25 protein-coding genes, 2 pseudogenes and 1 riboswitch are annotated in these 25,349 nt (G+C 69.9%); of the genes and pseudogenes, 4 read left to right on the forward strand and 23 right to left on the reverse strand.

The window, feature by feature from the left end:
* Positions 1–313: 313 nt before the first annotated feature.
* The 18 genes and pseudogenes from MB1_RS17020 to dacB form a co-directional block, all read right to left on the reverse strand.
* Positions 314–658: a histone-like nucleoid-structuring protein Lsr2 gene (locus MB1_RS17020; RefSeq protein ID WP_066909901.1), complete on the reverse strand. Its 345-nt coding sequence runs from the start codon at positions 656–658 to the stop codon at positions 314–316.
* Between the two features lie 138 nt (positions 659–796).
* On the reverse strand, positions 797–2,311 hold the full coding sequence (gene lysS, locus MB1_RS17025; protein WP_066909904.1) for a lysine--tRNA ligase: 1,515 nt from the start codon (positions 2,309–2,311) through the stop codon (positions 797–799).
* A gap of 80 nt (positions 2,312–2,391) precedes the next feature.
* A complete protein-coding gene (locus MB1_RS17030) occupies positions 2,392–2,868 on the reverse strand; it encodes a rhodanese-like domain-containing protein (protein ID WP_066909907.1) in 477 nt (158 codons plus the stop codon).
* Complete coding sequence (locus MB1_RS17035; RefSeq protein WP_066909910.1) at positions 2,865–3,437, reverse strand: cysteine dioxygenase; 573 nt, start codon at positions 3,435–3,437, stop codon at positions 2,865–2,867. Before MB1_RS17035 ends, MB1_RS17030 begins: the two co-directional genes overlap by 4 nt.
* A gap of 197 nt (positions 3,438–3,634) precedes the next feature.
* Entirely contained in the window at positions 3,635–4,423 is a 789-nt protein-coding gene (locus MB1_RS17040) for a type III pantothenate kinase (protein ID WP_066909913.1), read from the reverse strand.
* Position 4,424: 1 nt separating this feature from the next.
* Positions 4,425–5,366 (reverse strand): pantoate--beta-alanine ligase, encoded by a 942-nt coding sequence (panC, locus tag MB1_RS17045; RefSeq protein ID WP_066909916.1) that lies wholly within the window; start codon positions 5,364–5,366, stop codon positions 4,425–4,427.
* A gap of 161 nt (positions 5,367–5,527) precedes the next feature.
* A pseudogene (locus MB1_RS17050) lies at positions 5,528–6,451 on the reverse strand (Rossmann-like and DUF2520 domain-containing protein); the annotation flags it as partial.
* A 90-nt stretch (positions 6,452–6,541) separates the two neighbouring features.
* Positions 6,542–7,924 (reverse strand): DUF6779 domain-containing protein, encoded by a 1,383-nt coding sequence (locus MB1_RS17055; protein ID WP_157084127.1) that lies wholly within the window; start codon positions 7,922–7,924, stop codon positions 6,542–6,544.
* 50 nt (positions 7,925–7,974) lie between these two features.
* Positions 7,975–8,451 carry a DUF3180 domain-containing protein gene (locus MB1_RS17060; RefSeq protein ID WP_066910012.1) on the reverse strand — a complete coding sequence of 159 codons (477 nt, stop codon included), beginning with the start codon at positions 8,449–8,451 and terminating at the stop codon, positions 7,975–7,977.
* Positions 8,451–8,984, reverse strand: coding sequence for a 2-amino-4-hydroxy-6-hydroxymethyldihydropteridine diphosphokinase (folK, locus tag MB1_RS17065; RefSeq protein ID WP_066909921.1), 534 nt, complete (start codon positions 8,982–8,984; stop codon positions 8,451–8,453). The genes MB1_RS17060 and folK overlap by 1 nt, the downstream gene beginning before the upstream one ends.
* Positions 8,981–9,412, reverse strand: a complete 432-nt coding sequence (gene folB, locus MB1_RS17070) for a dihydroneopterin aldolase (protein ID WP_066910015.1) — start codon at positions 9,410–9,412, stop codon at positions 8,981–8,983. The genes folK and folB overlap by 4 nt, the downstream gene beginning before the upstream one ends.
* 82 nt (positions 9,413–9,494) lie before the next feature.
* Positions 9,495–10,322 (reverse strand): dihydropteroate synthase, encoded by an 828-nt coding sequence (gene folP, locus MB1_RS17075; protein WP_066910018.1) that lies wholly within the window; start codon positions 10,320–10,322, stop codon positions 9,495–9,497.
* Positions 10,323–10,366: 44 nt separating this feature from the next.
* Positions 10,367–10,999 (reverse strand): GTP cyclohydrolase I FolE, encoded by a 633-nt coding sequence (folE, locus tag MB1_RS17080; protein ID WP_169801689.1) that lies wholly within the window; start codon positions 10,997–10,999, stop codon positions 10,367–10,369.
* A gap of 131 nt (positions 11,000–11,130) precedes the next feature.
* Positions 11,131–13,767, reverse strand: a complete 2,637-nt coding sequence (gene ftsH / locus MB1_RS17085) for an ATP-dependent zinc metalloprotease FtsH (RefSeq protein WP_084352032.1) — start codon at positions 13,765–13,767, stop codon at positions 11,131–11,133.
* Positions 13,768–14,119: 352 nt separating this feature from the next.
* Positions 14,120–14,695, reverse strand: a complete 576-nt coding sequence (gene hpt, locus MB1_RS17090; RefSeq protein WP_066909923.1) for a hypoxanthine phosphoribosyltransferase — start codon at positions 14,693–14,695, stop codon at positions 14,120–14,122.
* An 89-nt stretch (positions 14,696–14,784) separates the two neighbouring features.
* Positions 14,785–15,795: a tRNA lysidine(34) synthetase TilS gene (gene tilS / locus MB1_RS17095; RefSeq protein ID WP_066909925.1), complete on the reverse strand. Its 1,011-nt coding sequence runs from the start codon at positions 15,793–15,795 to the stop codon at positions 14,785–14,787.
* Entirely contained in the window at positions 15,771–16,991 is a 1,221-nt protein-coding gene (locus MB1_RS17100) for a zinc-dependent metalloprotease (RefSeq protein ID WP_084352034.1), read from the reverse strand. Before MB1_RS17100 ends, tilS begins: the two co-directional genes overlap by 25 nt.
* A 91-nt stretch (positions 16,992–17,082) precedes the next feature.
* Positions 17,083–18,450 carry a D-alanyl-D-alanine carboxypeptidase/D-alanyl-D-alanine endopeptidase gene (dacB, locus tag MB1_RS17105; protein WP_066910027.1) on the reverse strand — a complete coding sequence of 456 codons (1,368 nt, stop codon included), beginning with the start codon at positions 18,448–18,450 and terminating at the stop codon, positions 17,083–17,085.
* Between the two features lie 167 nt (positions 18,451–18,617).
* Between dacB and MB1_RS17110 the strand changes: the two genes are divergently transcribed.
* Positions 18,618–19,112 carry an inorganic diphosphatase gene (locus MB1_RS17110; RefSeq protein WP_066909928.1) on the forward strand — a complete coding sequence of 165 codons (495 nt, stop codon included), beginning with the start codon at positions 18,618–18,620 and terminating at the stop codon, positions 19,110–19,112.
* Between the two features lie 102 nt (positions 19,113–19,214).
* Complete coding sequence (locus tag MB1_RS17115) at positions 19,215–19,655, forward strand: PAS domain-containing protein (protein ID WP_066909930.1); 441 nt, start codon at positions 19,215–19,217, stop codon at positions 19,653–19,655.
* A gap of 176 nt (positions 19,656–19,831) precedes the next feature.
* Here the strand turns inward: MB1_RS17115 and MB1_RS17120 are convergent, their stop codons facing one another.
* Both MB1_RS17120 and MB1_RS17125 read right to left on the reverse strand, forming a co-directional pair.
* On the reverse strand, positions 19,832–20,872 hold the full coding sequence (locus MB1_RS17120) for a GGDEF domain-containing protein (RefSeq protein WP_157084128.1): 1,041 nt from the start codon (positions 20,870–20,872) through the stop codon (positions 19,832–19,834).
* A gap of 121 nt (positions 20,873–20,993) precedes the next feature.
* The gene (locus MB1_RS17125) at positions 20,994–21,812 is read right to left on the reverse strand and encodes a crotonase/enoyl-CoA hydratase family protein (RefSeq protein ID WP_066909935.1); all 819 of its coding nucleotides are present in this window, start codon (positions 21,810–21,812) and stop codon (positions 20,994–20,996) included.
* An 87-nt stretch (positions 21,813–21,899) separates the two neighbouring features.
* Here MB1_RS17125 and MB1_RS17130 point away from each other — a divergent pair, with 87 nt between their 5' ends.
* On the forward strand, positions 21,900–22,373 hold the full coding sequence (locus MB1_RS17130) for a YbaK/EbsC family protein (RefSeq protein ID WP_066909938.1): 474 nt from the start codon (positions 21,900–21,902) through the stop codon (positions 22,371–22,373).
* 388 nt (positions 22,374–22,761) lie between these two features.
* On the opposite strand, the gene MB1_RS25220 is transcribed toward MB1_RS17130, so the two are convergent.
* The 3 genes from MB1_RS25220 to MB1_RS17140 all read right to left on the reverse strand — a co-directional run bounded on the left by MB1_RS25220 (position 22,762) and on the right by MB1_RS17140 (position 24,880).
* The gene (locus MB1_RS25220) at positions 22,762–23,085 is read right to left on the reverse strand and encodes a HepT-like ribonuclease domain-containing protein (RefSeq protein ID WP_218000260.1); all 324 of its coding nucleotides are present in this window, start codon (positions 23,083–23,085) and stop codon (positions 22,762–22,764) included.
* A 21-nt stretch (positions 23,086–23,106) separates the two neighbouring features.
* Positions 23,107–23,412, reverse strand: a complete 306-nt coding sequence (locus MB1_RS17135) for a nucleotidyltransferase family protein (RefSeq protein ID WP_066909941.1) — start codon at positions 23,410–23,412, stop codon at positions 23,107–23,109.
* A 229-nt stretch (positions 23,413–23,641) separates the two neighbouring features.
* Positions 23,642–24,880 (reverse strand): aminotransferase class V-fold PLP-dependent enzyme, encoded by a 1,239-nt coding sequence (locus tag MB1_RS17140; protein WP_066909943.1) that lies wholly within the window; start codon positions 24,878–24,880, stop codon positions 23,642–23,644.
* A 46-nt stretch (positions 24,881–24,926) separates the two neighbouring features.
* Positions 24,927–25,044: riboswitch (SAM riboswitch) on the reverse strand.
* A gap of 124 nt (positions 25,045–25,168) precedes the next feature.
* Between MB1_RS17140 and MB1_RS17145 the strand changes: the two are divergent.
* Positions 25,169–25,349, forward strand: a pseudogene (locus MB1_RS17145) (integrase); the annotation flags it as partial.

Below are 25,349 nucleotides of genomic sequence, written 5' to 3' on the forward strand. Positions count from 1 at the left end.
CTTGCTCTGCCGGCAACGATGCCGGCGACCTACGACAACCATCGTGCGACGGTGCCTACGAGGTTCGGCCGAGGCGGCCGAACCGATCTTCCCACCGGGTGGCGAGAACTGGTTCTCGTCGGTCCACCGCGGTTACTCCAGTCAAACGTACGTCCCCACCCCGGTGATTCCGGGCCGGCTACGCCAACAGCGAACGAATCGGCGCAGACGAAAGGACCGGGAGTCGTTCGAATGAACGACACCCGGTCCTTTTCGACCTGTGTGGCGGACGGGCCGCCTACCCGGTTGGTCGCGACGTCAGTTTGCCGCGACTTCAGTTGGCCGCATCGTAGGCCTGGACGACCTCCGTCGAGATACGACCACGATCGGAGATCTCGTAGCCGTGATCCTTCGCCCACCGCCGAACCGCGGCGCTGTGCGCCCGATCCGCCGCGCCCCGACGCTTCGGAGACGAATCGGCGTGGCCCCGGCCGGAACCGAGGAACCCCGCGGGGCGACTGTGCTCGATCCAACCCGACAGCTGGCGGCGCAGCTTGTTGGCATTGGCATCGGAAAGGTCGATCTCGTACGTCCGGCCGTCCAGCCCGAAGCGCACCGTCTCCGAGGCCGGAACCTCGTCGACATCATCGATCAGCGTTACCGTTACTTGTTTGGCCATGATGGCTCCCCCCGTTCGACCTCATGCCTATCGGCATGCTCTCAAACCGTTATGCGCCCCTCCCTGAGCGCATAGATAGAGAATACCTCACGAATGGTCGAATGTGGGTACAAATGTCGGAGGTGTCCGACACGTGCCCTATCGGCGGGGCTTCGTCAGCGGGAAGAGAATGGTTTCCCGAATGCCCAATCCGGTCAATGCCATCAGCAGCCGATCGACGCCCATGCCCGTTCCGGTCGTCGGCGGCATGCCGTACTCCATCGTGGTCAGGAAGTCCTCGTCGAGGACCATCGCCTCCTCGTCGCCCGCCGCGGCCAGCCGCGCCTGGTCGACGAAACGTTCCCGCTGGACAACCGGGTCGATCAGCTCGGAGTACCCGGTCGCCAACTCGAAGCCGCGCACGTAGAGATCCCACTTCTCGACGACTCCGGGAATGCTGCGATGCTCGCGCACCAGCGGCGACGTCTCGACCGGGAAGTTGCGTACGAACGTCGGCCGATGAAGCCGATCGCCGCAGACGTGCTCCCAGAGTTCCTCGACGAGCTTGCCGTGGCCGGCCCCGGGCGGAATGTCGATATCCGCCTTTTCCGCCAACTCCCGAAGCTGCTCGACCGGCGTCTCGGGGGTGATCTCCACCCCGATGCCCTCCGACAGGGTCGGATACATGTCCATCCAGGTCCACTCGCCGCCGAAGTCGTAGATCTCCCCATCGGCGAGGGTGATGGTGGTCGAACCGAAAACGGCGACCGCGATTTCCTGGATGAGCTCGCGGATCATCACCGCGGAATCGTCATAGGTTCCGTAGGCTTGGTACGTTTCCAGCATCGCGAACTCCGGCGAATGCGAGGAATCGACGCCCTCGTTGCGGAAGTTGCGATTGATTTCGAAGACCCGCTCAATGCCGCCGACCACCGCGCGCTTGAGGAACAGCTCCGGCGCGATCCGGAGGTAGAGGTCGATATCGAGGGCGTTGGAATGGGTGACGAACGGCCGCGCCGCCGCCCCGCCGTGCAGGGTCTGCAGCATCGGCGTCTCTACCTCGATGAAGCCGCGATCGGTCAGACCGGCGCGCAGGGCCGCGATCACCGCCGAACGGCGCCGCACCATTTCACGCGCCTGCGGACGCATGATCAGGTCGACCGGCCGCCGGCGCACCCGCGATTCCTCGTTCATGTCCTTGTAGGCGACCGGCAGCGGACGCAGCGCCTTGGCCGCCATCAACCACGAGTCGGCGAGCACGCTGAGTTCACCGCGGCGGGAGGTGATCACCTCGCCGGTGAGCCCGACGAAGTCGCCGATGTCGACCAGGGCCTTCCACTCGCTCAGTGCGTCCTCGCCGACGCGGGTCAGCGACAACATGACCTGCAACTGCGTGCCGTCGCCCTCCTGCAGCGTCGCGAAGCAGAGCTTGCCGGTATTGCGCAGGAACATGACCCGGCCGACCACCGACACGATGTCCCCGGTCGCCACATCCGACTCCAGGTCGGGGTACGCGGCCCGAATCTCCGCCAGGGAATGGGTGCGCGGCACCGACACCGGGTACGGAGAGGCACCGTCCGCGAACAGGCGAGCGCGCTTGTCCCGGCGCACGAGAACCTGTTCGGGCGCGTCGGCTACAAAATCGTCTGCTCCATCGGAGTCGGTGTCGGTCACGAGCGGTCAGCTTATTCGACCGCACTCCGCCGAACCGGGCCCGGGCGGCCCGACACGGCGGCAGCGGTCGGTCGAATCGGCTACAGCGTTGCCAGACTGGCCGTCTCGCGCCGGGAATGCGCGGCCTGCTCGGAGACCGATGCCACGCCGGCGGAGACCATCGCCCGGTAGCCACCGACGACGTCGGTGGCCCGCCACAGGCCCAATTCCTGCAGCGAGGCGGCGGCCAGCGAGGAGGAGAAGCCCTCGGAGCAGACGACGATCCAGATGACGTCGTGGTCGACGGCGGTGGCGAGACGGTCCGGCCCGGTCGGGTCCAGGCGCCACTCCAGGACGTTGCGCTCGATCGCGAGGGCGCCGGGCAGGACACCCTCGCGCACCCGCTGCTCCTGCGGGCGGATGTCGACGACGATCGCGCCGGCGGCGACGGCCGCGAGGACCTCGTGCGGGTAGAGGCGATTCAGCCCGGACCGGGCGGTCGACAGGACATCGTCGACGGTGCGGCCGCGGCGCGGGGCGGGCACGGTGGCGAGCGGACGATCAACGGCGAGGGTCATCGAACCGCCTCCGGCTCTTCGGTGAGTTCGGACCGGGTGCGGCCGATGCGGCCGTCGGGGAGGACCCGGTAATAGGACATCGCGGTCAGCGGCGGCGAGTAGGCGTGCACGCTGAGAGCGGGGAGTTCGTCGCCGGACGCGGCGGTCACGTCGTGGACCCAGCCGAGCGGGAACGCGGCCTGATCGCCCGCAGCCAACCGGCGGGTCTTCAGTTCGGTTCCCGTCCAACGGGATTCCTCTAAAGCGCCGCGGACGACGGTCAACGCTCCGAGGGAGCCGGCGTGGTCGTGCAGTTCGGTGGAACGGTCGAGCACCCAGCTGATCAGCCAGACGTCGACCTCCTCGTCCTGCCGCACCCGCAGCGACCAGCGTTCGGCGGCGGGAAGCGGGCTGGGAACGATGTCGGCGTAGTGGCCGTCCAGGACATCCGCGGCGACCTCATCGGTGATCCGGAGCAGGTCGGCCAGGCGCAGCGAGGTGGGAGGGACGCGATCGGTGGGGATGGCGGTATGCGAGCCGGCACGACGCCGGGTAGCGGCTGACGCCACCACACCAGAAGGTGAGGGCATGAGAAAGGGATTCTTTCGAATGAGGACGTACGGGAACCAGGGCGCGCGTCAGCCGCGACAACACTCCAGGTTCAACTCGTATGTACTCACCCGATAAATACTGCCACAGCCCGGTGGGCATCACAACAGATGGATGCGCATGTCCGGCCGACCCGCCTATCCGGATCCGGCGGCCGTCCGCACGGGCGCGGGCGTGCTCAGCGGCGGCGGTGTCGATCCCGCTCGAACGCCAGCCGCAGCCCCTCGAGGGTCAGGCCCGGCTCGTGGCGCTCGATCGTCGAGGTCTCCGGCACGATCAATCCGGCCTGATCGCCGGTGGCGATCACCACCGGGTCGCCGTCCCGGTCGGCGAATGTGCGACGAACTCGATCGACCAAACCGTCCACCAGCCCGGCGAATCCGAAGATCGCCCCGGCTTGCACGGCCTCGACGCTGCTCTTGCCGACCACCGAGCGGGGGCGCAGCAATTCGACGTCGCGCAGTCCGGCCCGCGAGATCAATGCCTCGGTCGCCAGTTGCAGCCCGGGCGCGATGGCGCCACCGAGGAATTCCCCGCCGGCCGAGACGGCGTCGACGCAGATCGAGGTGCTGACGTCGACGACGATGCAGGCACCGCCGCAGCTTTCGAATGCCGCCAGCGCGTTGACAATTCGGTCGGCGCCCACCTCGCGCGGGTTGTCGACCAGCAGGGGCACCCCGGTGCGCACGCCCGGTCCGATCACCACCGACGGCACGGTGCCGAAGTCCTCGGCCAGCATCGCCCGCAGCTCCCGCAGCACCGACGGCGGCGTCGAGAGCGCTCCGATCCCGGTCACCGACTCGATATGCGGGCCCAACAGCCCGCGAATGGTCATCGACAGTTCGTCGGCGGTGGCCGCCGGGTCGGTCCGCACCCGCCAGCGACGCACGAGGGACGCGTGGGATCCCTTGCCGGAGAACAGACCGACGACGGTGCCGACATGGCGCATGTCGATCGCAAGCAGCATGTCAGCCCGCGTGGCCGGCGGTGGCGGACTCATCGGTCGGCCGCGGTCCGACGTGTACCTCGATGTTGTCGATCAACCGGGCGGGACCGACGCGGGCCGCCACCAGCAGTCGCGCCGGGCCGTCGGCCGGGGCGGGACCGAGCGAGCGGGAACGCAATTCGATGTAGTCCGGCCGCACCTGCGGAACCGCATCCAATACCGACCGCGTCGCGTCGACCGCGGCGGTGTGCCCGTCGACGGCCGCGGCGGCGCCCGCGGCCAACGCCGCCGACAGGGCGACGGCGGCCTCGCGTTCCGCCGGGTCGAGATACCGGTTACGCGAGGACAGCGCCAATCCGTCGGCTTCCCGCACCGTCGGCACCCCGTGCACCGTGATCGGCATGTTGAGATCGCGCACCATCTGATCGATCGCGACCAACTGTTGGTAGTCCTTCTCGCCGAAGTAGGCGGCATTCGCGCCGACGATGTTGAACAGCTTCGCGACGACGGTCAGCACCCCGGCGAAATGGCCGGGCCGCACCGCGCCCTCCAATTCGTCGGCCATCGGGCCGGGATGCACGGTCGTGCGCATGCCGTTCGGGTACATCGTCGCCGCGGTGGGCGCGAAGACGATCGCGACGCCCTCGGCCCGCAACAATTCGACATCGGCGTCGAGGGTGCGCGGATAGCGATCGAGATCCTCGGTGGGGCCGAACTGCAGCGGGTTGACGAAGATCGACACCACGATGATCTCGGCGCTGCGCCGGGCCTGCCGCACCAGTTCGAGGTGGCCCCGGTGCAGGGCGCCCATCGTCGGGACCAGCGCGACCCGCCGGCCGGCCGCTCGCAGCGCCCGAACGGCGGTGCGAACGGCATCCGGGTCGCCGGAGACGGTGAGTTCACCGGGCCGGTAGGCGGTCGCCGGGCCGCCGACCGGCAGCGTTTCGCTTGTCACGTCGCTCATCCTCGTCCTCGTTCGCCATCGGTATCGACATCTGCATCGGACCCGGCGCCCGCATCCGACTCCGCACCGGCATCCGCATCGGCATCGGCATCGGCATCGGCATCGGCATCGGAGGGTCGCGTGGAGTCCCCGATCGATCCGCCGTCCGCCGCGGCCGCGGCGTCCAGAACCGCCCAGAGGTCCGCGCCCACACCGACCCGCTCGGCGGTGCGCGCGGCCATCTGGCGATAGGAGCGGGCGACCGCCGGATCCGCGGCGATCAGGGCGTCGAGATGTCGGGCGACCGCGGCGGCATCCGACCGTGCCACCGGGCCGGTCAGGGCCGCGCCGCCGTGCCGCAGGACGTTGTCCAGGCCGGCGGACAACATGGGGGCGAGCACCCGCTCGGCAACGCCGCCGGGGCGATCGTCGATCGGCTGCTGCCCCAGCAACTCCCCGTCGTCGCGCAGCGCGATCCGCAGCACGTCCAGGGCATCGGCGACCAGGGTGACCAGGTAGTTGCAACTGTGAACGAGCGCCGCGTGGTACAGCGGGCGCATCTGTTCGCTCACCCGCACCGGCTCGCCGCCGATCTCGAGGACCAGCGACTGGGCGATCGCGTAGCCGGTCGGGTCGGCGGCGGTGATTCCGAAACACGCCGAGGCCAGCCGGTCGGTGTCCTCGGGTCGGCCCGAGAAGGTCATCGCCGGATGGACCGCCAACGGCAGGGCTCCCACCGCGCGCAGCGGTTCCAGGATGCCGACGCCGTAGGTGCCGGAGGTGTGCAGCACCAGGGTGTCGGGTCGCACCGCGCCGGTCTCCGCCAGTCCGACGACCAGGGCGGCCAGCTCGGTATCGGGAACGGCGAGGATCAGCAGATCACAGCTCGCCGCGACCTCGGCCGCGGGCAGGATGCGGGCGTCGGGCAATCGATCGGCGGCCCGGCGCCGCGATGCCGCGGACACCGCCCCGACCGCGACAACCACGTGCCCCACCCGATCCAGGGCCTCGCCGAGGGCGGTTCCCACCCGTCCGGCCGACACGACGCCGACCGACAATCGGGCCGGCGCCGGATCGCTCGGCCCGAGCTCCGACTCATTTGTCATCCGGGCCCCTCCTGACGCGTTGACCAACGACCGGCGCAGTTGGGTCCGGCGGCGGACACCGCACCGCCGACCATCGCGCCGGCGTCGAACCTATCGGCTGCCGCGGCCCGACTCGACGGCGAGCCCCGCCATTATCTCGGCGACCGATCGCCCGGTCGAATGCGCTCCCGTCGCCGGCGCGCTGTCGTCCGATGCCGCGGCGGCGGATTCGTCGCGGTCGAGCGCGCCGTGGCGGGATTCGCCGTCCCCGGCGGAAGGCGCGCCGTGCCGTGATCCGGAATCGTCGGAGATGGTCACCCACTGCATCGGCGGGGCCGGCTCGTCCTCGGCCGGCGTGGTGGTCAAACGACGGCGGCGACGCGGAAGCGGGGCCTCCTCGCCCGAATCGTTGCGTGCGGACTCGTCCCGCGGGGAATCCGCCGACGCGGATGTCACCGGCACGGAAACAGCAGGCGCGGAAACAGCAGGCGCGGAAACGGCGGGGGTGGAAGCAGCCGGTGTGGAAACAGCGGGGGTGGAAGCAGCCGGTGTGGAAACAGCGGGGGTGGAAGCAGCCGGTGTGGAAACGGCAGGCGCGGAACCGGCCGGCGCGAAACCAGCGGATGCGGGAACGGCGGGCGAGCGATCGGCGGGCGCCGGATCGGTGGGCGCCTCGGGAAACGCGGGAGCGGCCGGCATCGGAATCGGTGCGCCGGTCGGGATCGGCATCACCACGGTCGGGTTGGACGAGGACGGATGCGGCACGGAGGACGGCCGCGGCGACCCGGGCGCCGGCGCGGCGGTCGGGCCCGCGGAGGCGGCCGGGCGAACCGTCGCGGGCGACACCGGGGCCGCCTGCGCCCAGCGGCTCGCACCGAAGCCGGCGTTCCGAGCGGCGGCCGGCTCATCGCCGGCGCCGTCCCCGGAGGGCACCACGGCGGTCTCGACGGTCACCGGCGGATCGTTCGGCGAGGCGAACGGCGGCCGGAAGGCCGGGGCCGGCTCGGACACGGCCGACGACCGCCCCCCGGCCAACTCCCGTGGCCCGTCGACGCCCAGGGCGACCTGATCCTCGGGCAGCCGACCCTCGTAGAGCATCTGGATGCTCTGCCTCAGGACGACCAATTCCGCCCGCAGCGCGCGCAGTTCGTCGCCCTCGAGCTCGTTCTCCTCGCGGACCTTCTTCTCGACCCCGAGTTCGTATTCGCGACGAGCCGCGACCTCACGCTCGAGTTCGAGCTGGTAGACGGTCTGCATATCGCGGACCCGGCTGCGATCGGCGGCCGATTCTCGGCGATAGCGCATCATCGCGAAAGCCCCCAGGACCGCCGCCCACAATGCGCACACCACCCCCACGCGCAACAGCCGTGTATCCGTACTGAGCAACATCACCAAACTTGCCGCGACCCCCAGCACGACCACGGCGGTGAGCAAGACTTCCCCCGGACCGCGTCGATCACGACGCTTCGATGCGGTCCGCCCTGCCTCCGACATGCGGACCAGAGTAACGGTGCGGTATCGACGATGCCCGGCCGCCGCCGTCGTTAGGTTTCCGGTTCCTCGGGCGGATCGTCCGGTCGCCGGCAGCAATATTCGAGAAACAGTGCGGCAGCCACCAATACGATTCCCGCGATCGCGCCGAGCACCACGCCGGTCGTGTCCGCCGCGGCGGCGGTCAACCGGGATCGTTCGGGAAGGATGATCAGCAGCATGCCCAGCCAGATCCCGGCGGCACCGGCACCCAGCAACGCCGACGCCTTCGCCAGGATCAGCGCCCGCGCCGCGGTCAGCGGATGCAACTCGCTCGGCCCCGGTCCGATACGGCGACTGCCGACCCGCGAGCGGACCAGCAACGCCAACCCGACCAGGGCGGCGGCGACGATGTACAACGAGGCGCCCGCGTACGGGGGGATATGCGGCAGCGAGCCGTAGAACGCCCGCACCAGCATCCAGGACCCGGCGACGCAGGCGCAGAACACCAACAGCAGATCGACGGGGCGGGTCGGCCGCACGGGGGGCATCAGGACCCCCGTACCGGATCCGGCACGGTCGGTGCCGTCCACCCGTCGTCGGTGCGCACGACCGAGTCGCGGTCCGCCTCCGGCAGCTCGGTCAGCAACTGCGCGATCGCCACGTCGCGGCCGTCGACCGGTAGCGCGGCGTCGGGTTGGACCTCGAGCCACGGGATCAGGACGAAGGCTCGCAGATGGGCGCGCGGATGCGGAAGCGTCAGTTCCGGGTCGTCGCTGCGCACGTCGTCGCAGGTGATCACGTCGACGTCCAGGGTGCGCGGCCCCCAGCGGGTCACGCGGACTCGTTCCGCCCGCCGCTCCAGGTCGACCGCCAACTGCAACCAGTCGCGCGGCTCTGCGCCGGTGTCGCGGGCGATGACCACCCCGTTGTGGAAATCGGCCTGGTCGACCCCGCCCCACGGTGCGGTGCGATAGATCGACGAGGCGGCCACGAGCCGGCTGCCCAGCGATTCGACGACGGTCCGCAGGTGCCCGACACTGTCGCCGACGTTCGATCCGATCGACAACACCGCGGTGCTCATCGGCCGCTCCCCACCGCGGGCGATCCGTCGCCGCCGGCCGCGGACGATCCGCCGGCGGGGCGGGCCGGGGTGCGGGTGACCACGACCGCGACATCGTCGAAGCGATGCGGGATCGGGGCGGACGGCTTGTGCAGGGTGACCCGGACGCGGCGGATCCGTCCGTCCGCGGCCAGAACCGCGGCGGCAACCCGTTCGGCGACCGTCTCGATCAGGTCGACGGGATCTCCCCCGACCACGGCGACGACCACATCGGCGAGGTTCCCGTAGTCGACTGTGTCGGCCAGGTCATCGCTCGCCGCGGCCGCCCGCAGGTCGGTCCACACGACCAGGTCGACCACGAAGTCCTGCCCGTCGCGCTTCTCGTGGGCGAAGACCCCGTGGTGTCCGCGAACGACCAGGCCGGTCAGCTCGATGTGGTCGGAACCGATGTCGTGGACACTACGGCCCGCCTGTCCCGGGCCCGCCTGTCCCGGGCCCGCCTGTCCCGGGCCCGCCTGTCCCGCGCCCGACTCAACCATCCGTGCCCCCGTCCCCCGGTTCATCCCAGCGTGCCACCGTCGCCAAGGCGTCGACGGTCGCACGCACGTCGTGGACCCGAACGCCCCATACCCCGTCGCGGGCGGCCAGCGCGGAGATCGTCGCGGTGGCGACGTCCCGTTCGCGCGGCGGCCGGGCCTCGCCCGCCGCGTCCGCGAGCAGCGACCCGAGAAAGCGTTTGCGCGATGCTCCGATCAGCAACGGAAATCCGAGCCCGACCAGTCGCGGCAGGGCGCGCAGCAGTTGCCAGTTGTGGGCGGCGGTCTTCGCGAAACCCAATCCGGGGTCCAGCACGAGGGCATCGGTCGCCACCCCGGCGGCGACGGCCCGATCGACCTGGCGCAACAGCTCGGTCGTCACGTCGGCCACGACGTCGTCGTAGCTGGTCATCGTGGTGCCGGCGGTGTGGACGTAGTCCGCGGACGACCGCCAGTGCATCAAGATCCACGGCACGGCGAGGTCGGCGACCACGGCGGCCATCTCCGGGTCGGCGCGGCCGCCGGAGACATCGTTGATCACCGCCGCCCCGGCCTCGACCGCGGCGGCGGCGACCGACGCGCGCATCGTGTCGACGCTGACGACCAGCCCCGCGTTCGACAGTTCCCGGATGACCGGCAGCACCCGCTCGCGTTCGGTGTCCGGGTCGATCCGGACCGCTCCCGGACGGGTCGACTCGCCACCGATGTCGATCAGATCGGCACCCGCGGCGCGCAGTTCGAGGGCATGCGCGACGGCGGCGCCGGTATCGAGGTAGCGGCCTCCGTCGGAGAACGAGTCGGCGGTGACGTTGAGGACCCCCATCACCACCGGTCGACCGGGACCGGGGAGCACACCGCCGGCACCGGTCACGAGCGAAGGATCAACGACAGCGCCTCGGAGCGCGAGGCGACCGACGTCTGCAGGATCCCGCGCACCGCGGAGGTCGTGGTGGTGGCTCCGGGCTTGCGGATTCCGCGCATCGCCATGCACAGATGCTCGGCCTCGATCACCACGATCGCGCCGCGCGGCTCGAGCTTGCGCATGATCGCGTTGACCACCTGGGAGGTCAGTCGCTCCTGGACCTGCGGCCGCTTGGCGTAGAGATCGACCAGGCGGGCGAGCTTGGACAGCCCGGTGATCCGACCGGATTCGCCCGGGATGTACCCGACGTGCGCGACGCCGCGGAACGACACCAGGTGATGCTCACAGGTCGAGTAGAGCGGGATATCGCGGACCAGGACCAGCTCGCTGTGCTCCTCGTCGAACGCGGTCTCGAGCACCTCGTCCGGGTTGGTGTACAGGCCGGCGAAGATCTCCCGGTAGCTGCGCGCCACCCGGGCGGGAGTCTCGCGCAGACCCTCCCGATCCGGGTCCTCGCCCACCGCGATCAACAGTTCCCGCACCGCGCGCTCGGCACGTTCGGCGTCATAAACCGCCCCGGTCGACGGCACCACTGCCGGCTCGTCGGGATCGAAGTCATCTTTCGACACGGCGACCATTCTGTCTGTCGGTGGCATCGGGATCTCCGCCGGGCCGGCCGGAGCCGCCCGGCGGGGCGACCTCCGGCCGGTGGGTGTCGTGTCCGATACGCGGCTCGATAGGCGATCGGCTCACGGATGATGCGGGCGGATCAGCTGTCGCGGGAATCCGGCGCCGGACGATTGGTCCACGGCGGTTCGGATGCGCCACGATCGCCCTCACCGCGATCACCGTCGTCGTCGGACCGACGGTGTCCACCCCCGCGGTTGCTTTCCCCGTAGGGCTCGGCGAAGCCGCCGGTTGTCTCCCCGTTCGGGGGCCACCCCGGCGCCGACCAGCCGGCGGGAGCGCCGTAGTCGGGGCGGGTGCCCTGACGGTTCGGCCGGTAGCTGCCACCGGAGTAGTCGGGGCCGTTCGATCCCCCCTGCGGCTGGTAGCCGGCCGGCGGGTACTCGCCGGGCCGCCCGTAGCCACCGCCCGGGTAACCACCGTTACCGCCGCCGTTGGGACCGCCATTGCCGTTTCCGTAACCACCGTTGCCGTTGCCGTAACCGGCCGGTCGGCCGTAGCCGCCGCCGTTGACCGGTTCGGTGGTCGGAGCGCCGCCGTTGGCCGGCGGATATACCGGCTGCGGGCCGGCGTATTCCGGCTGCGGTGTCACCCGCTCGGTCGGGCCGCCCGGGTATCCGGGCTCCTGGCCGCCGGACCCGTTGGGGTATCCGCCGTTCGAGTAGCCCGGGCCGCCCTGTCCGGAACCGCCCTGTCCGGGAGCGCTGTGCGCGGGGCCGCCGTGTCCGGAGCCGTCGTGCGCGCCACCGGTGTAGCCGTTGCCCGCGGTGACCGCCGGCTGCGGCGGCCACGGCTCACCGCGTTCGAGCGCGGATTCGCGCGGCGTCTTCACCGGCGGCTTATCGGACGGGATGCGGTCGCCGAAGTCGTCGAACGCGGTGATCCGCGGACGCTTCTCGACACCGGCGAGGATCTGCTCGAGGTCCTTGCGGGTCAACGTCTCGCGTTCGAGCAGTTCGAGGGCCAGCACGTCGAGCGCATCGCGGTACTCGCTGAGGATCGACCACGCCTCGGTATGCGCGGCCTCGATCAAGCTGCGCACCTCCTCGTCGATCTCGCGGGCCACCTCGTGCGAGTAGTCGGACTGGGTACCCATCGACCGGCCCACGAACGGATCGCCCTGTTCCTGGCCGTAGCGCACCGCACCGAGCTTGCTGGACATGCCGTACTCGGTGACCATCGCGCGGGCGATCTTGGTGGCCTGGTCGATATCCGACGACGCGCCGGTGGTCGGCTCGTGGAAGACCAACTCCTCCGCGGCGCGACCGCCCATCGCCATCACCAGGCGAGCGATCATCTCCGAACGGGTCATCAGACCCTTGTCGTCCTCGGGGACGGTCATCGCGTGACCACCGGTGCGACCACGCGCCAGGATCGTCACCTTGTAGATCGGCTCGATATCCGGCATGGCCCAGGCGGCCAGGGTGTGGCCCCCCTCGTGATACGCGGTGATCTTCTTCTCGTGCTCGCTGATGATGCGGCTCTTGCGTCGCGGTCCGCCGATCACCCGGTCGACGGATTCCTCGAGCGACGCCTCGGTGATCACCGCGCCGTTTTCACGCGCGGTCAGCAGCGCCGCCTCGTTGATCACGTTGGCCAGGTCCGCGCCGGACATACCGACGGTCCGCTTCGCGAGCCCTTCGAGATCGACCTCGTGCGCGATCGGCTTGCCCTTGGCATGCACGCGCAGGATCGCACGCCGACCGGCGAGGTCGGGTGCACCGACCGGGATCTGCCGGTCGAACCGACCGGGGCGCAGCAGGGCCGGGTCGAGGATGTCGGGTCGGTTGGTCGCGGCGATCAGAATGACGCCCTGGCGGTCGCCGAAGCCGTCCATCTCGACCAGCAACTGGTTGAGGGTCTGCTCGCGTTCGTCGTGACCGCCGCCCATACCGGCGCCGCGCTGACGACCGACCGCGTCGATCTCATCGACGAAGATGATGCAGGGGCTGTTCTGCTTCGCCTGTTCGAACAGGTCGCGCACGCGCGAGGCGCCGACCCCGACGAACATCTCGACGAAGTCGGAACCGGAGATCGTGTAGAACGGCACGCCGGCCTCACCGGCGACCGCACGCGCGAGCAGGGTCTTACCGGTTCCGGGCGGGCCGTAGAGCAGCACGCCGCGCGGGATCTTGGCACCGAGCGCCTGGTAGCGCGCCGGGTTCTGCAGGAAGTCCTTGATCTCGTAGAGCTCTTCGATCGCCTCGTCTGCGCCGGCGACGTCCGCGAAGGTCGTCTTGGGCATGTCCTTGGACAGCTGCTTGGCCTTGGACTTGCCGAAGCCCATCACCCCGCCGCGACCGCCGCCCTGCATCCGTCCCATCAGGAAGATGAACAGGCCGAGCAGGATCACCATCGGCAGGACGAAGACCAGGACCGAGGTCAGCCAGCTCTCGCGGGTGACCGAGGTGTCGTAGCTGACCGCATTGGACGCGGCGACCCGGTTGAACAGGTCACCCGCCGCGGCGGCCGGGTATTCGGTGATCACCCGGGTCTGGCCATCGGTGGAATCGCCGTTGCGCAGTTCGAGACGCAACTGCTGCTCGCGGTCGTCGAACTGGGCGGACTCGACGTTGTTCGCGTCGATCTGGGCGATCGCCGTCGAGGTGTCGATCTGATGCCAGCCGCGGGTGCTGTCCCCGAAGTAGCTGAATCCGAAGATCACCAGCAGGATGACGCCGACGAGAATCAGATTGCGGATCAGCGTGCTTCCCTTCACGACCCGATCACCTGTCCCTTCGTCTCGACGCGTTCCGTCGGCTCGACCGCAGGGCCGGCCACGGGAACGCCGTCGCAGCGACGTGGAGAAACCGAGGTCCTCGGAAGCACGGAAATCGACGCCTTTCGCAAGTATGCGTGGACAGCCGCCGGTTCGCGGGCGATCCCGGGGCAGGATGCCAGGCTACCGCGCCGGGTCGAACCTGCTCGCACACCAGTCGAACGAGCGGTCGACACGACCTGTTCCCCGGACGGCCACTATCTGCTCACTGTTCGCTCTGAGCATGACTGACCCACCACTGCCGACGGGCCCCGCCGGTCCGGGCGCGATCAGCCGCCGCAGACCCGAGGGGTCAGCCGCCGTAGACGGCGGGCGACAGGGTGCCGATATAGGGCAGGTCACGGTAGCGCTCGTCGTAGTCGAGCCCATAGCCGACGACAAATTCGTTCGGGATGTCGAAGCCGACGTAGGCGACCTCGACATCGACCTTGACCGCGTCGGGCTTGCGCAGCAGGGTGACGACCTCGAGCGAGGCCGGATGCCGCGACTGCAGGTTGCGCAACAGCCAGGACAGCGTCAGCCCGGAGTCGATGATGTCCTCGACGATCAGCACGCGGCGACCCTCGATATGCCGATCGAGATCCTTGAGGATGCGCACCACCCCGGAGGAGGTGGTCGACGAACCGTAGGACGAGACCGCCATGAACTCGAGCTGGGTGGGCAGCGGCAACGCGCGGGCGAAGTCGGTCATGAACATCACCGCACCCTTGAGCACGCCGATCAACAGCAGGTCACCCTCGGGGGCCTCCGCCGGATACCGCTCGGCGATCTCGATGGCCAGCTCCGCGATCCGCTCCTGGATGCGTTCCTCGGTCACCAGAACCGAGGCGATGTCGTCCTTGTAATAGTCGCCCGCGGTCACCGGCATCCCTTCCACCCGTCGGTCACGTCGTGCTGGTCGCACCCTGCCGATCCGGTGGCACCGGATCGGCGTGGCCATCACCGGCGGCGCCGCTGTTATCGGTCGGCCGGCTCGACGATCAGCCTGCCATGTCGACGCGTCACCACCAACCGGGCGCGCGGACCGCCACCGGCCACCGCGACCGCGCCCTGCCCGCGCCAGCGGCCGATCAGATCGTCGATCGCACGCAATTGCCGGTCGGTGAACGACGAGGTCCCCCGGTCGAGCAGCCAGCGGCGCAGAATGCGACGGCGCAGCGGCGGCGGGATCGGTTCGAGCCGCTCGATCGGCAGGTCGGCGGCGGGCTGGTCGGCGATCATTCGCAGCTGCTCGGCCGCCATCGCGTCGAGCATCCGCTCGTCTTCGTCGATGCGGATTGCGGTGCGCGCCAACGCTTCCGCCACTCCCCCACCGAGCGCGTCCTCCAGGGCGGGCAGGATCTCGTGACGCAGCCGCACCCGCGTGAACCGTCGATCACGGTTGTGCGGATCGTGCCAGGGCTCGACTCCGAGATCGGCGCACATCACGTGGGTATCGGCGCGGCGCACCCCGAGCAGCGGGCGCCCCCAGGGCGCCTCCCAGGGGCGCATCCCGGACACCGATCCCGGGCCGGAACCACGGCCGAATCCGAGCAGCACCGTCTCGGCCTGATCGTCGAGAGTGTGACCAAGCAGTACCGCTCGACCGGCCCGGCGGGCGTCGAGAGCCTCGTATCGGGCCCGCCTGGCGGCGGCTTCGAGGCCGCCGGAGCCGGCCACATCGACCGTCACCACCGTCGCCCGCGCGCCGAGGACGTCGGCGATCCGAGCGGCGGCCAGAGCGACCTCCCGCGACCCTTCCTGCAGACCGTGGTCGACGACGATCGCCTCGGTGGTGCCGGCCTCGGCCACGGCCGCGGCGAGCAGCGCGACCGAGTCGGGCCCTCCGGAGAGCGCGACCACCGGCGGGAGCGTCTCGTCCCGCTCGGCCCACCAGACGCGTACCGCCCTCCGGATCGCCAGGACGGCCGGTGTTTCCGGCAGCCGCCCCGACATCGGATCGGTCAGCCGAGCACCCGGTCGACCCATAGCTGCGGCTTCTCGATTTCGGTCAGGCGCGGCAGGGTCGTCGCGTCGGTCCACACCGTATTGAACCGCTCCATCCCCACCTGCTCGACGACGGCGTCGACGAAGACCTTGCCGCGCAGATATTGGGACATCTTGACGTCGAGCCCCAGGATCGCGCGGACCAGTCGCTGCAGCGGCGAGCGGTGCACCCGTCGACGATTGTCGAAGGCGGCGCGAATATCGCCGACCGTCGGAACCACCTGCGGGCCGACGGCGTCCATCACGTGGTCGGCGTGCCCCTCGAGCAGGGTGCCCAGCGCCAGCATGTTGTCGATCGCCTGACGCTGCTCGGGGTCGCGGGTGGCGCGCAGGATTCCGACCATCCCGCCCATGCCGTCCCCGTCGGGGTTGTCGGCGCCGGCGCGGTCGGCGCGGATCGCGGCGGTCAGCCGTTCGACGAGCTGTCCGATCGGCACGTCCACCGGTTCGACCAGGCTCTCCACCGACTCGCGCATGTAGTCGCGCAACCAGGGGGCCGCGGTGAACTGGACCCGGTGGGTGACCTCGTGCAGGCAGACCCACAGCCGGAAGTCGCTCGGCCGCACCCGCAGCGCCCGTTCGACCTGCACCACGTTCGGGGCGACCAGCAGCAGGGTGCCGTCCGGGCCGGTGAAGGGGTCGTACTGGCCGAGGATCGCCGACGACAGGTAGGCGAGCATCGCGCCGGTCGGAACGCCGGCCACCACGCCGCCGGCCTGCTCGAGTGACGACGAGATCGATCCGAACAGGGCGGACATCCGGCCGGGTTCACTCCCGTCGTCGGCCTTCTCGGCGGTGGTGTCCGCCTCGGGCGGGTTCGGGATCATATTGCGCATCGACAGCGCGGCGGCCTCGATCCACTCCGGCCGGTCGACCACCCGGGCGGGCGGGATCTCGCCGGTGGTGATCAGCCCGGTGACCTCGCGGACCGGACCTTCGGCGGTCACGGCGGCCTGCGCGAGTTCCGCGTAGACCAGACGCTCGGTATAGGCGGTCATCTTCGGTGGGGCGGGCGCCAGACGCCGTCCGACCAGGGTCGCCGAACGCCAATCGACCGCGTCGGCCAATCGGGCGGCGGCCTCGTCCTTCGCGGCGGTATCGGCGCCCGTCGGTTCGGCGGCGGTCGTCTCGACCGCGGCCGTCTCCAACGTGCTGACCTGGGGATCGACGCCGGTCATCGGGGCCTCGTTTCGGCTGGTGGACTGGTGGTCACGCGGACCCGGCCGCAGATCGGATACCGCCGACGCTACCCGTCCGGATGGCGGTGGATCAGACGCAACCGCAGCGGCGCAGGGTCTGGGCCACCGCGTCGAGTGCGGGTCGGTGCGCCTCCGGCGGCGACCCGTTGGACATCAACGCGAAGGTCAGGACCCGCCCGTTGACATCGGTGACGTACCCGACCAACGCGCCGGCCACCGTCAGGGTTCCGGTCTTGGCCCGGATCCACCCCGCCCCGGTGCGATCGGCCCCGACGTAGCGGTCCGTGAGCGTTCCGGTGGCGCCCGCGACGGGCAGCATGTCGAGCAGGGGGCGCAGGGCCGCGGTATTCGGCGCGTCCGCCCGACCGGCCGCGGCCGAGATGATCGCCCCGAGCAGGCTCGCCGAGACCCGATCGTCCTCGGACAACCCGCTGGCATCGGCCATCACAACACCGTCGACGGAGAACCCGGAGTCGCGCAATGTGCTCAGGATCGCGTCGTCGGCGCCGGCGAAGGAGGCGGGCCGGCCGGTGGCCACGGCGACCTGGCGGCCGATCGCCTCGGCGAGCACATTGTCCGAACCGCCGATCATCTGCTGCAGCCGCGTGAGCAGGGGCGCCGATTCGACCGAGGCGAGCGCCGACGCGTCCGTGGGGGCGTCGCCGAGGATGACCTGTGCCGGGTCGAGTCCGAGCGCGGTCGCCAGAGCCCGGCCGGCGTCCAGGGCCGGCGTCGCGCTGCGCGGGGATTCGTCGACGGCCGGATCGAGGCGGGCGGCGTCGAGCATCACCGGTTGGATCGGGGCGATATAGCCGCCCGCGATGTCTTCCGGGAACCAGCCGGACGCCCAGTCGGGGCCCTCGTAGTGCGAGATGTCGACGACCACCCGGGTCACCGGGGTGCCGGAGGAGCGGATGCCGGCGGCGAGATCGGCGATCCGGGCGGCGCCGGGGAAGTAGCCGGTCGGGTCGGTCGCGGTCAGCGTCGGGTCCCCCGAGCCGACCAGCACCGCGTCGCCGTTCGCGCCGGCGACCACCGAGGTGGTCAGCCGCCCGTCGGTGGGCAGGACCAGCAGCGCGGCGGCAGCGGTCAGGATCTTCGCCGTCGAGGCGGGGATCATCGGGCGGTCCGGATCGGCCGACCACAGGACCGTGCCCGCGGCGGCGTCGCCGATGATTCCGGAGAAGGTTCCGAGCGCCGGATTGGCGACCACCGGCGCCAGGGCGGCGGCCAGGGCCTGCGGATCGACGACCGGTCCGGGATCGGCGACCGGAACGATCCCCGGGGCCGGAGTCTCGTACGCCGGTTCGGCCGCGATCGTCGGTTGACCGGACGAGGGCAGCAGCACCAGACCGAGCACCGCCGCGGCGGCCACGAGAACGACGAGGGCCGCCCATATCCACCGGCGGCCGGCCCGCCGCCGGAGATCCCTGCTCATCGGCTGCACTCTAGGGCGTGTCCGTCGAACCCTCCGCCGGCGGGCGGGATCGCGTCGGACGCCCTGACCGGCTGACCAGGCAATCAACCTCCAGGTGTCGGGCATGGCCGAACCTGCGACCCACTATGGTTGACACCGATTCAGCGATCCAGCGGAGGAGTGTCGACGTGCAATTCGATGTCACCATCGAGATCCCCAAGGGCCAGCGCAACAAGTACGAGGTCGATCACGAGACCGGGCGTGTCCGGCTCGACCGGTACCTGTACACCTCGATGGCCTACCCGGCCGACTACGGATACATCGAAAACACCCTCGGCGAGGACGGCGACCCGCTCGACGCGCTGGTCCTGCTTCCCGAGTCGGTGTACCCCGGTGTGATCGTCGAGGCGCGTCCGGTGGGCATGTTCAAGATGGTCGACGAGGCCGGCGGCGACGACAAGGTTCTCGCGGTTCCCGCGGACGACCCGCGTTGGGATCACATTCAGGACATCACCGACGTTCCGAAGTTCGATCTCGACGCGATCAAGCATTTCTTTGTCCATTACAAGGACCTGGAGCCCGGAAAGCACGTCGAGGGCGCCGATTGGGTGGGCCGCAATGAGGCCGAAGCCGAGGTCAAGGCATCGATCGAACGGCTTGCCAACTCCGGCGAGGCGCATTGATCGTCGGCGGCGGACGCCTGTGAAGACGGGGCCGAATAAGCGCCCGACCAGGTCTGCGATACCACAGCGGATGCGTGCTGCGACTGCTGTTAACATCTTCGCGTGACCAACATCGGTGAACGCCGTAATCCCGCTTCGCGCCCGATTTCGCATCCGGCGCAGTTTCCGGATCTGCCGGTGAGCGTGGTGCTCGACCGGATCCCCGTGCCGGTTCTCGCTGTCGAGCACGCCGGGCACATCGTGTTCGTCAACGAGGCGTTCCGCGAGCTGATGGGTCTCGAGCCCGAGGCCGAGGCTCCCGCCCACCTCAGCGACGTCTTCCCGGAGACCGAGGAGCTGGGTGTCAACATCGCCGAGACGTTCATGACGACGGTCGCCACCCGCGCCGATTCGCTGTGGCGGATGGCCGATGCGTCCGGCGACATCCTGCAGGTGCGGGCGAGCAAGTCGATCCTCCGCCGCGCGGAGGACACCCTGGCGTTGGTCGCGCTGGAGGACTTCACCGATCAGCTGTGGAACGACCCGAAGAGCGCGTTCCGCTGATCTACCGGCTCCTCGGAGCCCACCGATAACGGCGTCGCCGATGGGCGAGGACTTCGTAGGAAGTCCTCGCCCATCGGTGTTTCTCGGACCTGCCGTCCGCCTTCGCCGGCCCTGTGGATCGGTGGACGCGGCGGGGCGTCGACGGATCGACTGGCAGGGTCTGCAGGCGCGGCGGCTCAGCGCACCGCGATGCGGTTGCCTCCGGAGCGCTTCGCGTCGTACATCGCCTGGTCGGCGGCCCGCTGCACCGCCTGGATGTGCTCGCGGCTGTACCGGCTCATCGGCGGCAGGACGGCCACCCCGACGCTGATCGTGATCGACACCGGGTCCGCGGCCTGGTCGATCGCCGAGCGCAGCCGCTCCGCGAACGACGGGATGAAGCGGTGCTCGATCGCCGCGGCGATCATGAACTCGTCACCGCCGGTGCGGGCGAGGCATTCGTCGTCGCGCACCACCGCGTGCAGCCGTTGCGCGACGGCGGTCAACACCACGTCGCCGTACTCGTGCCCGTAGAGGTCGTTGACGGCCTTGAAGTTGTCGATATCGGCCTGCACGACCGCGATCGTCAACCCGCCCGCGTGGCGCAGCAGGTCGGCGAAACGCCGCTCGAACCCCCGACGGTTGAGCAGCCCGGTCAGCGGATCGCGGATCGCCAGTTCCGACTGCACCAGCAGCCTCGACCGCGTCTCGCGCGAGGCGGTCCGGAATGCCGCCACCAGGCCGAGGTTCACCGCGATGGCGATGGCGCCGCAGGTCAGCGCGGTCACCGGACCATTACTCCAGGCGCCGATCACCAACCACACCGTCACCACCAGGACCACCGCGATGTGCACCCACAGCACCCGCGGCTGCGGCAGCACCATCGCGTAGGCGCCGGTCACCACCAGGATCGTCGAGGCCAGGAAGCCCATCGCCGGTTCGGCGGCGGTCACCGCGATCGTCGCGATCACCGCATCCCCGTAGAGGACCGAGACCGCCGCCATGCGCCCGCGCGATCGGCCCACCGCCAGCCAGCCGAGCGCCAACGCAAAGACGCCACCCAGCAGCCCCGACCACAGCGTGACCAGCCATTCCGCCCCCGGCCGAAACCGGTCGGACAACAGCGCCAGGACACCGACCGCCGTGAACAGCGTCAGCAGAAAGACCGGTATGTGCGGGCCTATCCGCTCCCGGACGCTCGTATTCGATCGGCCATTGCGAATGGAAACCGTCGTCACCACAATCGATCCCCCCGACCGAGTCTTCACACCTCGGCGAAGCCCCCCCGACCCCGCCGGGCCACACCCTACTACCGCGGCCGGGAAATCCCCGTCGATCGTGGCCGTCGGGGCGGGTGATTCAGCGTCCGGAAAAGCGCGGAGGCCGCTTTTCCATCAGCGCCGCCACCGCTTCACCCATGTCCTCGGACGGCATGAATGCGGCATTCCAGGCGGCAACAAATCGCAGCGAATCCGCCTCGGCGGGGCCGCTGGAGTGATCGAGGACCTGCTTGATGCCCTGGACGACCAGCGGCGGGTTGGCCGCCAGCTCCAGCGCGGTGGCGCGGGCGCCGGCGGCGAGCTGCTCGGCGTTGGCAAAGACCTCGGTGACCAGCCCGATCTTCTCCGCCTTGGCCGCGTCGAAGTCGCGCCCGGTCAGCGTCAACTCCCGCAGGTGGCCGTCGCCGATGATCTTCGGCAGCCGCGCGAGCGAGCCGACGTCCGCGACCATGCCGACCTTGACCTCCCGGATGCTGAACCGGGCGTCCGCGGAGGCGTAGCGGATGTCGACGGCCGAGATCAGGTCGAGCGCGCCGCCGATGCACCAGCCGGAGATCGCGGCGATCACGGGCTTGCGGCAGTTGGCGACCGCGGTGATCGAGTTCTGCATCGAACGGATCGTGTCGTGGAATCGGGTGCGCGGCTCGGCGAGGGCGCCGCCGAGGACCTCACCGAAGACCGGGCCGATGTCGGCGAGATTGAGACCATAGGAGAAGTGGTCGCCACTTCCGCGCAGGATGATTGCCCGCACCTCGCTGTCCGCGTCCAGTTCGCCGAAGACCAGCGGCAGCTCGCGCCAGAAATCGCCGCCCATCAGGTTGCCACGCCCGGAGGTCATGGTCACGGTGGCGATGTGATCGGCGGTTTCAACGGTGAAGGCTTTCCACGACGCAGTCATGGCGCGAGCGTAACAATCAGCCCCGGGGACCCCGATGCTGTCGGCTGGGCCCGCCCGGTTCGGCTGTCCGGTATTAGCCTGTTCACCATGCATCGGGTTGCTTATCCCACGGCCGCCAAGGTCGCGGAGACCTTGATCGCGCGTGGTCATCCGGGGGTGATCGTTACCCGCGACGAACCGACCGCGACGGCGGAAGAGGCGGCGACCGCCCTCGGGGTCGATATCGGCGCCATCGTGAAGTCGATCGTGTTCCTGCTCGACGACAACCCCGTGATGCTGTTGGTCTCCGGTCGCCACCGGGTGAACCTCGAGCGCACCGGCGAGCGGCTCGGCGGCACGCTGACCCCGGCGCCGCGCGAGATGGTCGAGCACGCGACGGGCCAGCCGATCGGCGGGATCGCCCCGGTGGGCCACCCGACCAACCTGCCGACCTACGTCGACTCCGCCCTGGGCACCCACGCGGTCCTCTGGGCCGCCGGCGGGCACCCGAACACCGTCTTCCGCACCACTTACCGCGAACTGCTGCGCATCACCGCCGGCCTCGCCGTCGAAGTCGACTGACCCCGCCCCCGCCCGGCCCTCACCCCGACCGCCCCGGCCCGGCCCTCACCCCGACCGCCCCGGCCCGGCCCTCACCCCGACCGCCCCGGCCCGGCCCTCACCGCGACCGCCCCGGCCCTCACCCCGACCGGCCCGCCCCACCTCGCCCACACCTCCGTCGAAGTGACAGTTTCTACGATCCAATCGCAGAAACCGTCACTTTCACGGCGTGCCCGGGGGAGCTCTCGGGGCGGCGCCGGGCGACCCCTCGCCGCCGAACCCCCACGGGCGCGCCCAGCCCCGTGGACATGCTCGCCGAAGTGACGGTTTCTACGGTTCGACCGCAGAAATCGTCACTTCGCAGATCTCGCGGGCGCGGCCGGCCAGAAGTGGTCTCGTCGGGCTTGATCTACTCCCGTGCGAGTTCTTCGAGTAGCTGCTGCAGCAGCGGAATCAGACCGGGTACGTCGATGGTGGCGGCGGCCCACACCGTACGACTGTTCACCGTCGCGTATCCGTGCACGAGAACATTTCGCATTCCAATGATCTTGTGCACATTCGGAACCCGCTGGGCAACCTCCGGATCGCACCGCCGCAGGCGCCCGAGCGCCTCCCCAAGATTCTGCAGCTGCCGCTCCGTTGCAGATTCCCTGAGCAAGTCACCTACATAGGCGTCGAACCGAATCCCGCCGATGATCTTCTCGACGTTATGTGCCGCGGGAGTGTGTCCCAGAGGTACGCGCCGATATCTCGATCAGGCGGTGAAGACACCTTCGGCAGCCTCGAACGCACGCTTCGCTACGTAGGGGTTCTTCAAGGCGTCCGCCATGACGAGGTCAACGTCGCGGTCCACGATCTGCTCGAGCTCGGACTTCAGGTCGAAGTAGTCGTGGAAGAGATTGACACGATCCGGCTGGAAATCGACCAGAAAGTCGACATCGCTCGTTTCCGGATCGAAGCGATCAGTGACGATCGATCCGAACACGCGGAGGCGCGCGACGCCATACCTTCGGCAGGCGCGAGCGATCGCGTCCGTGTCGAGAGGTGTCGCGGTCGTCATGGGTCCAGTGTCCCAGAACCTGGCAAGCACCCCCGTTCAGCGCCCGCGGCGAACCCTCGCCGCCGAACTCCCACGGGCGCGCCCAGCCCCGTGGACATGCTCGCCGAAGTGACGATTTCTACGGTTCGACCGCAGAAACCGTCACTCTGGCGGTGTCCGGGGGCTTTCGGGGCGCGGGGCCGGGCGCGCGGCAGGGGTTAGTGCGGGCCCGGGGGTCGGGCGAGTGCGTTCAGCGGGAGGCGATGACGCGGCGCAGGGCGCCGATCAGGCGGTCGATATCGGCGACGTCGGTGCCCAGGCCGATCGAGGCGCGCACGGCGCCGTCGGAGCAGCCGAGACGGTCGAGAAGCGGGTGGGCGCAGAACTTTCCGGCGCGCACGCCGATTCCGAAGCGGTCGGACAGCGCCTCGGCGACCTCGCCCGGCGCGATCCCGTCGACGGTGAACGACACGATGCCCACCGCGGAAGCGCCGTCCCAGATGCGCAACGGGTGCACCCCGTTGATGGCGTGCAGACCGCGCACCAGGCGCTCGGTCAGTCGCCGTTCGGTGCGCTCGAGCGCCTCACGGTCGGCCGATTCGAGGGCCTCGCAGGCGGCGGCCAATGCGAGCGCGCCGGGGACGTTGGGGGTACCGCCCTCGTGACGGGCCGGGCCGCAATGCCAGGTGGTCTCGTCGGTGGTCACCGCGGCGGAGGCGCCGCCGCCGGCGAGGTAAGGGTCGGCGGCATCGAGCCAGTCGGAGCGGCCGATCAGCGCGCCGGCGCCGAAGGGGGCGTAGAGCTTGTGCCCGGAGATCGCCAGGTAGTCGATATCGTCGCGGTCGACGTCGATCGCGCGGTGCGGCGCCAGCTGGGCGGCGTCGACGAAGATCCGCGCGCCGTGCCGGTGCGCCAGGCGCGCCGCGCGGGCGATGTCGACGATCTCGCCGGTGACATTGGACGCACCGGTGATGGCGAGCAGCGCGGCCGGGCGGGCCCGCAATTCCTCGTCGAGGGCGGCGAAGGTGGCGTCGAGGTTGTCCCGGGCGACCACGACACGCCGCTGATGCCACGGCAGCAGGGTGGCGTGGTGCTCGATGTCCAGGACGACAACATCGCCGGGCACGCAGCCGGCGAGCAGGTTGACCGCATCGGTGGTGTTGCGGGTGAAGACGACCTGCTGGTCGTCGGCGCAGCCGAGGAAGCGGGCGACCGTTTCGCGGGCCTGCTCGTAACGCTGGGTGGTCAGCCGGGACGGCAGCCCGGCACCGCGGTGCACGCTGGCGTAGGTGGGCAGCGCCGCGCAGACCGCGTCGACCACGCAGCGCAGCGCGGGCGCGCTGGCCGCGTAGTCGAAATTGGCGTACGCGCAGGACGTGTTGTCCGCCAGCGGAACTCGGAGACCGGCGTCAACCAGACCCAGGTGCGCGTTGGCACGGTTCGGCAATTCGACAACGTCACAGACGGTCGATTCCAGCACAGCGGTCATAACTATCCCCTTCGAGGAAAGGGACTCATTCCGATATCGGAAATGGAGTCCGCGCTTGCTGCGGTCCGGGTTGGACATCGCAACCTGGTCGTCACCCGGAGCACCCCACCGCGGAGGAGGGTTGCCGTCCAGCAAGCCGGGGCTTGATGCTGGAACTCATGACCTGCTGACGAGTCTGCCGATGGAAACGGTGAGTTGTCAAGCGCTCGACTTGACTCACCTGATCTGCCCGCGAAACACCCTCGGTGCCTCACATAGGTGTGCCCGCGAAATGGTGACCGTCGGTGGATGGGAAGCGAGTTGTCGATGCGGTCTCGCGCCGAGGTGACCAGCAGGTTCGCGCGGGCGTACGTGAAGGCACCGAAGAAGGACAAGGGTCGGATCCTCGATCAGGTGGTCGAGGTGACGGGGTGGTCGCGCGACAACGCCCGCCGCCGGTTGACTGCGGCGGCCGCCCGACCGCCCGGTG

The organism is Millisia brevis NBRC 105863, assembly GCF_001552615.1.
GTDB classification, from domain to species: domain Bacteria; phylum Actinomycetota; class Actinomycetes; order Mycobacteriales; family Mycobacteriaceae; genus Millisia; species Millisia brevis.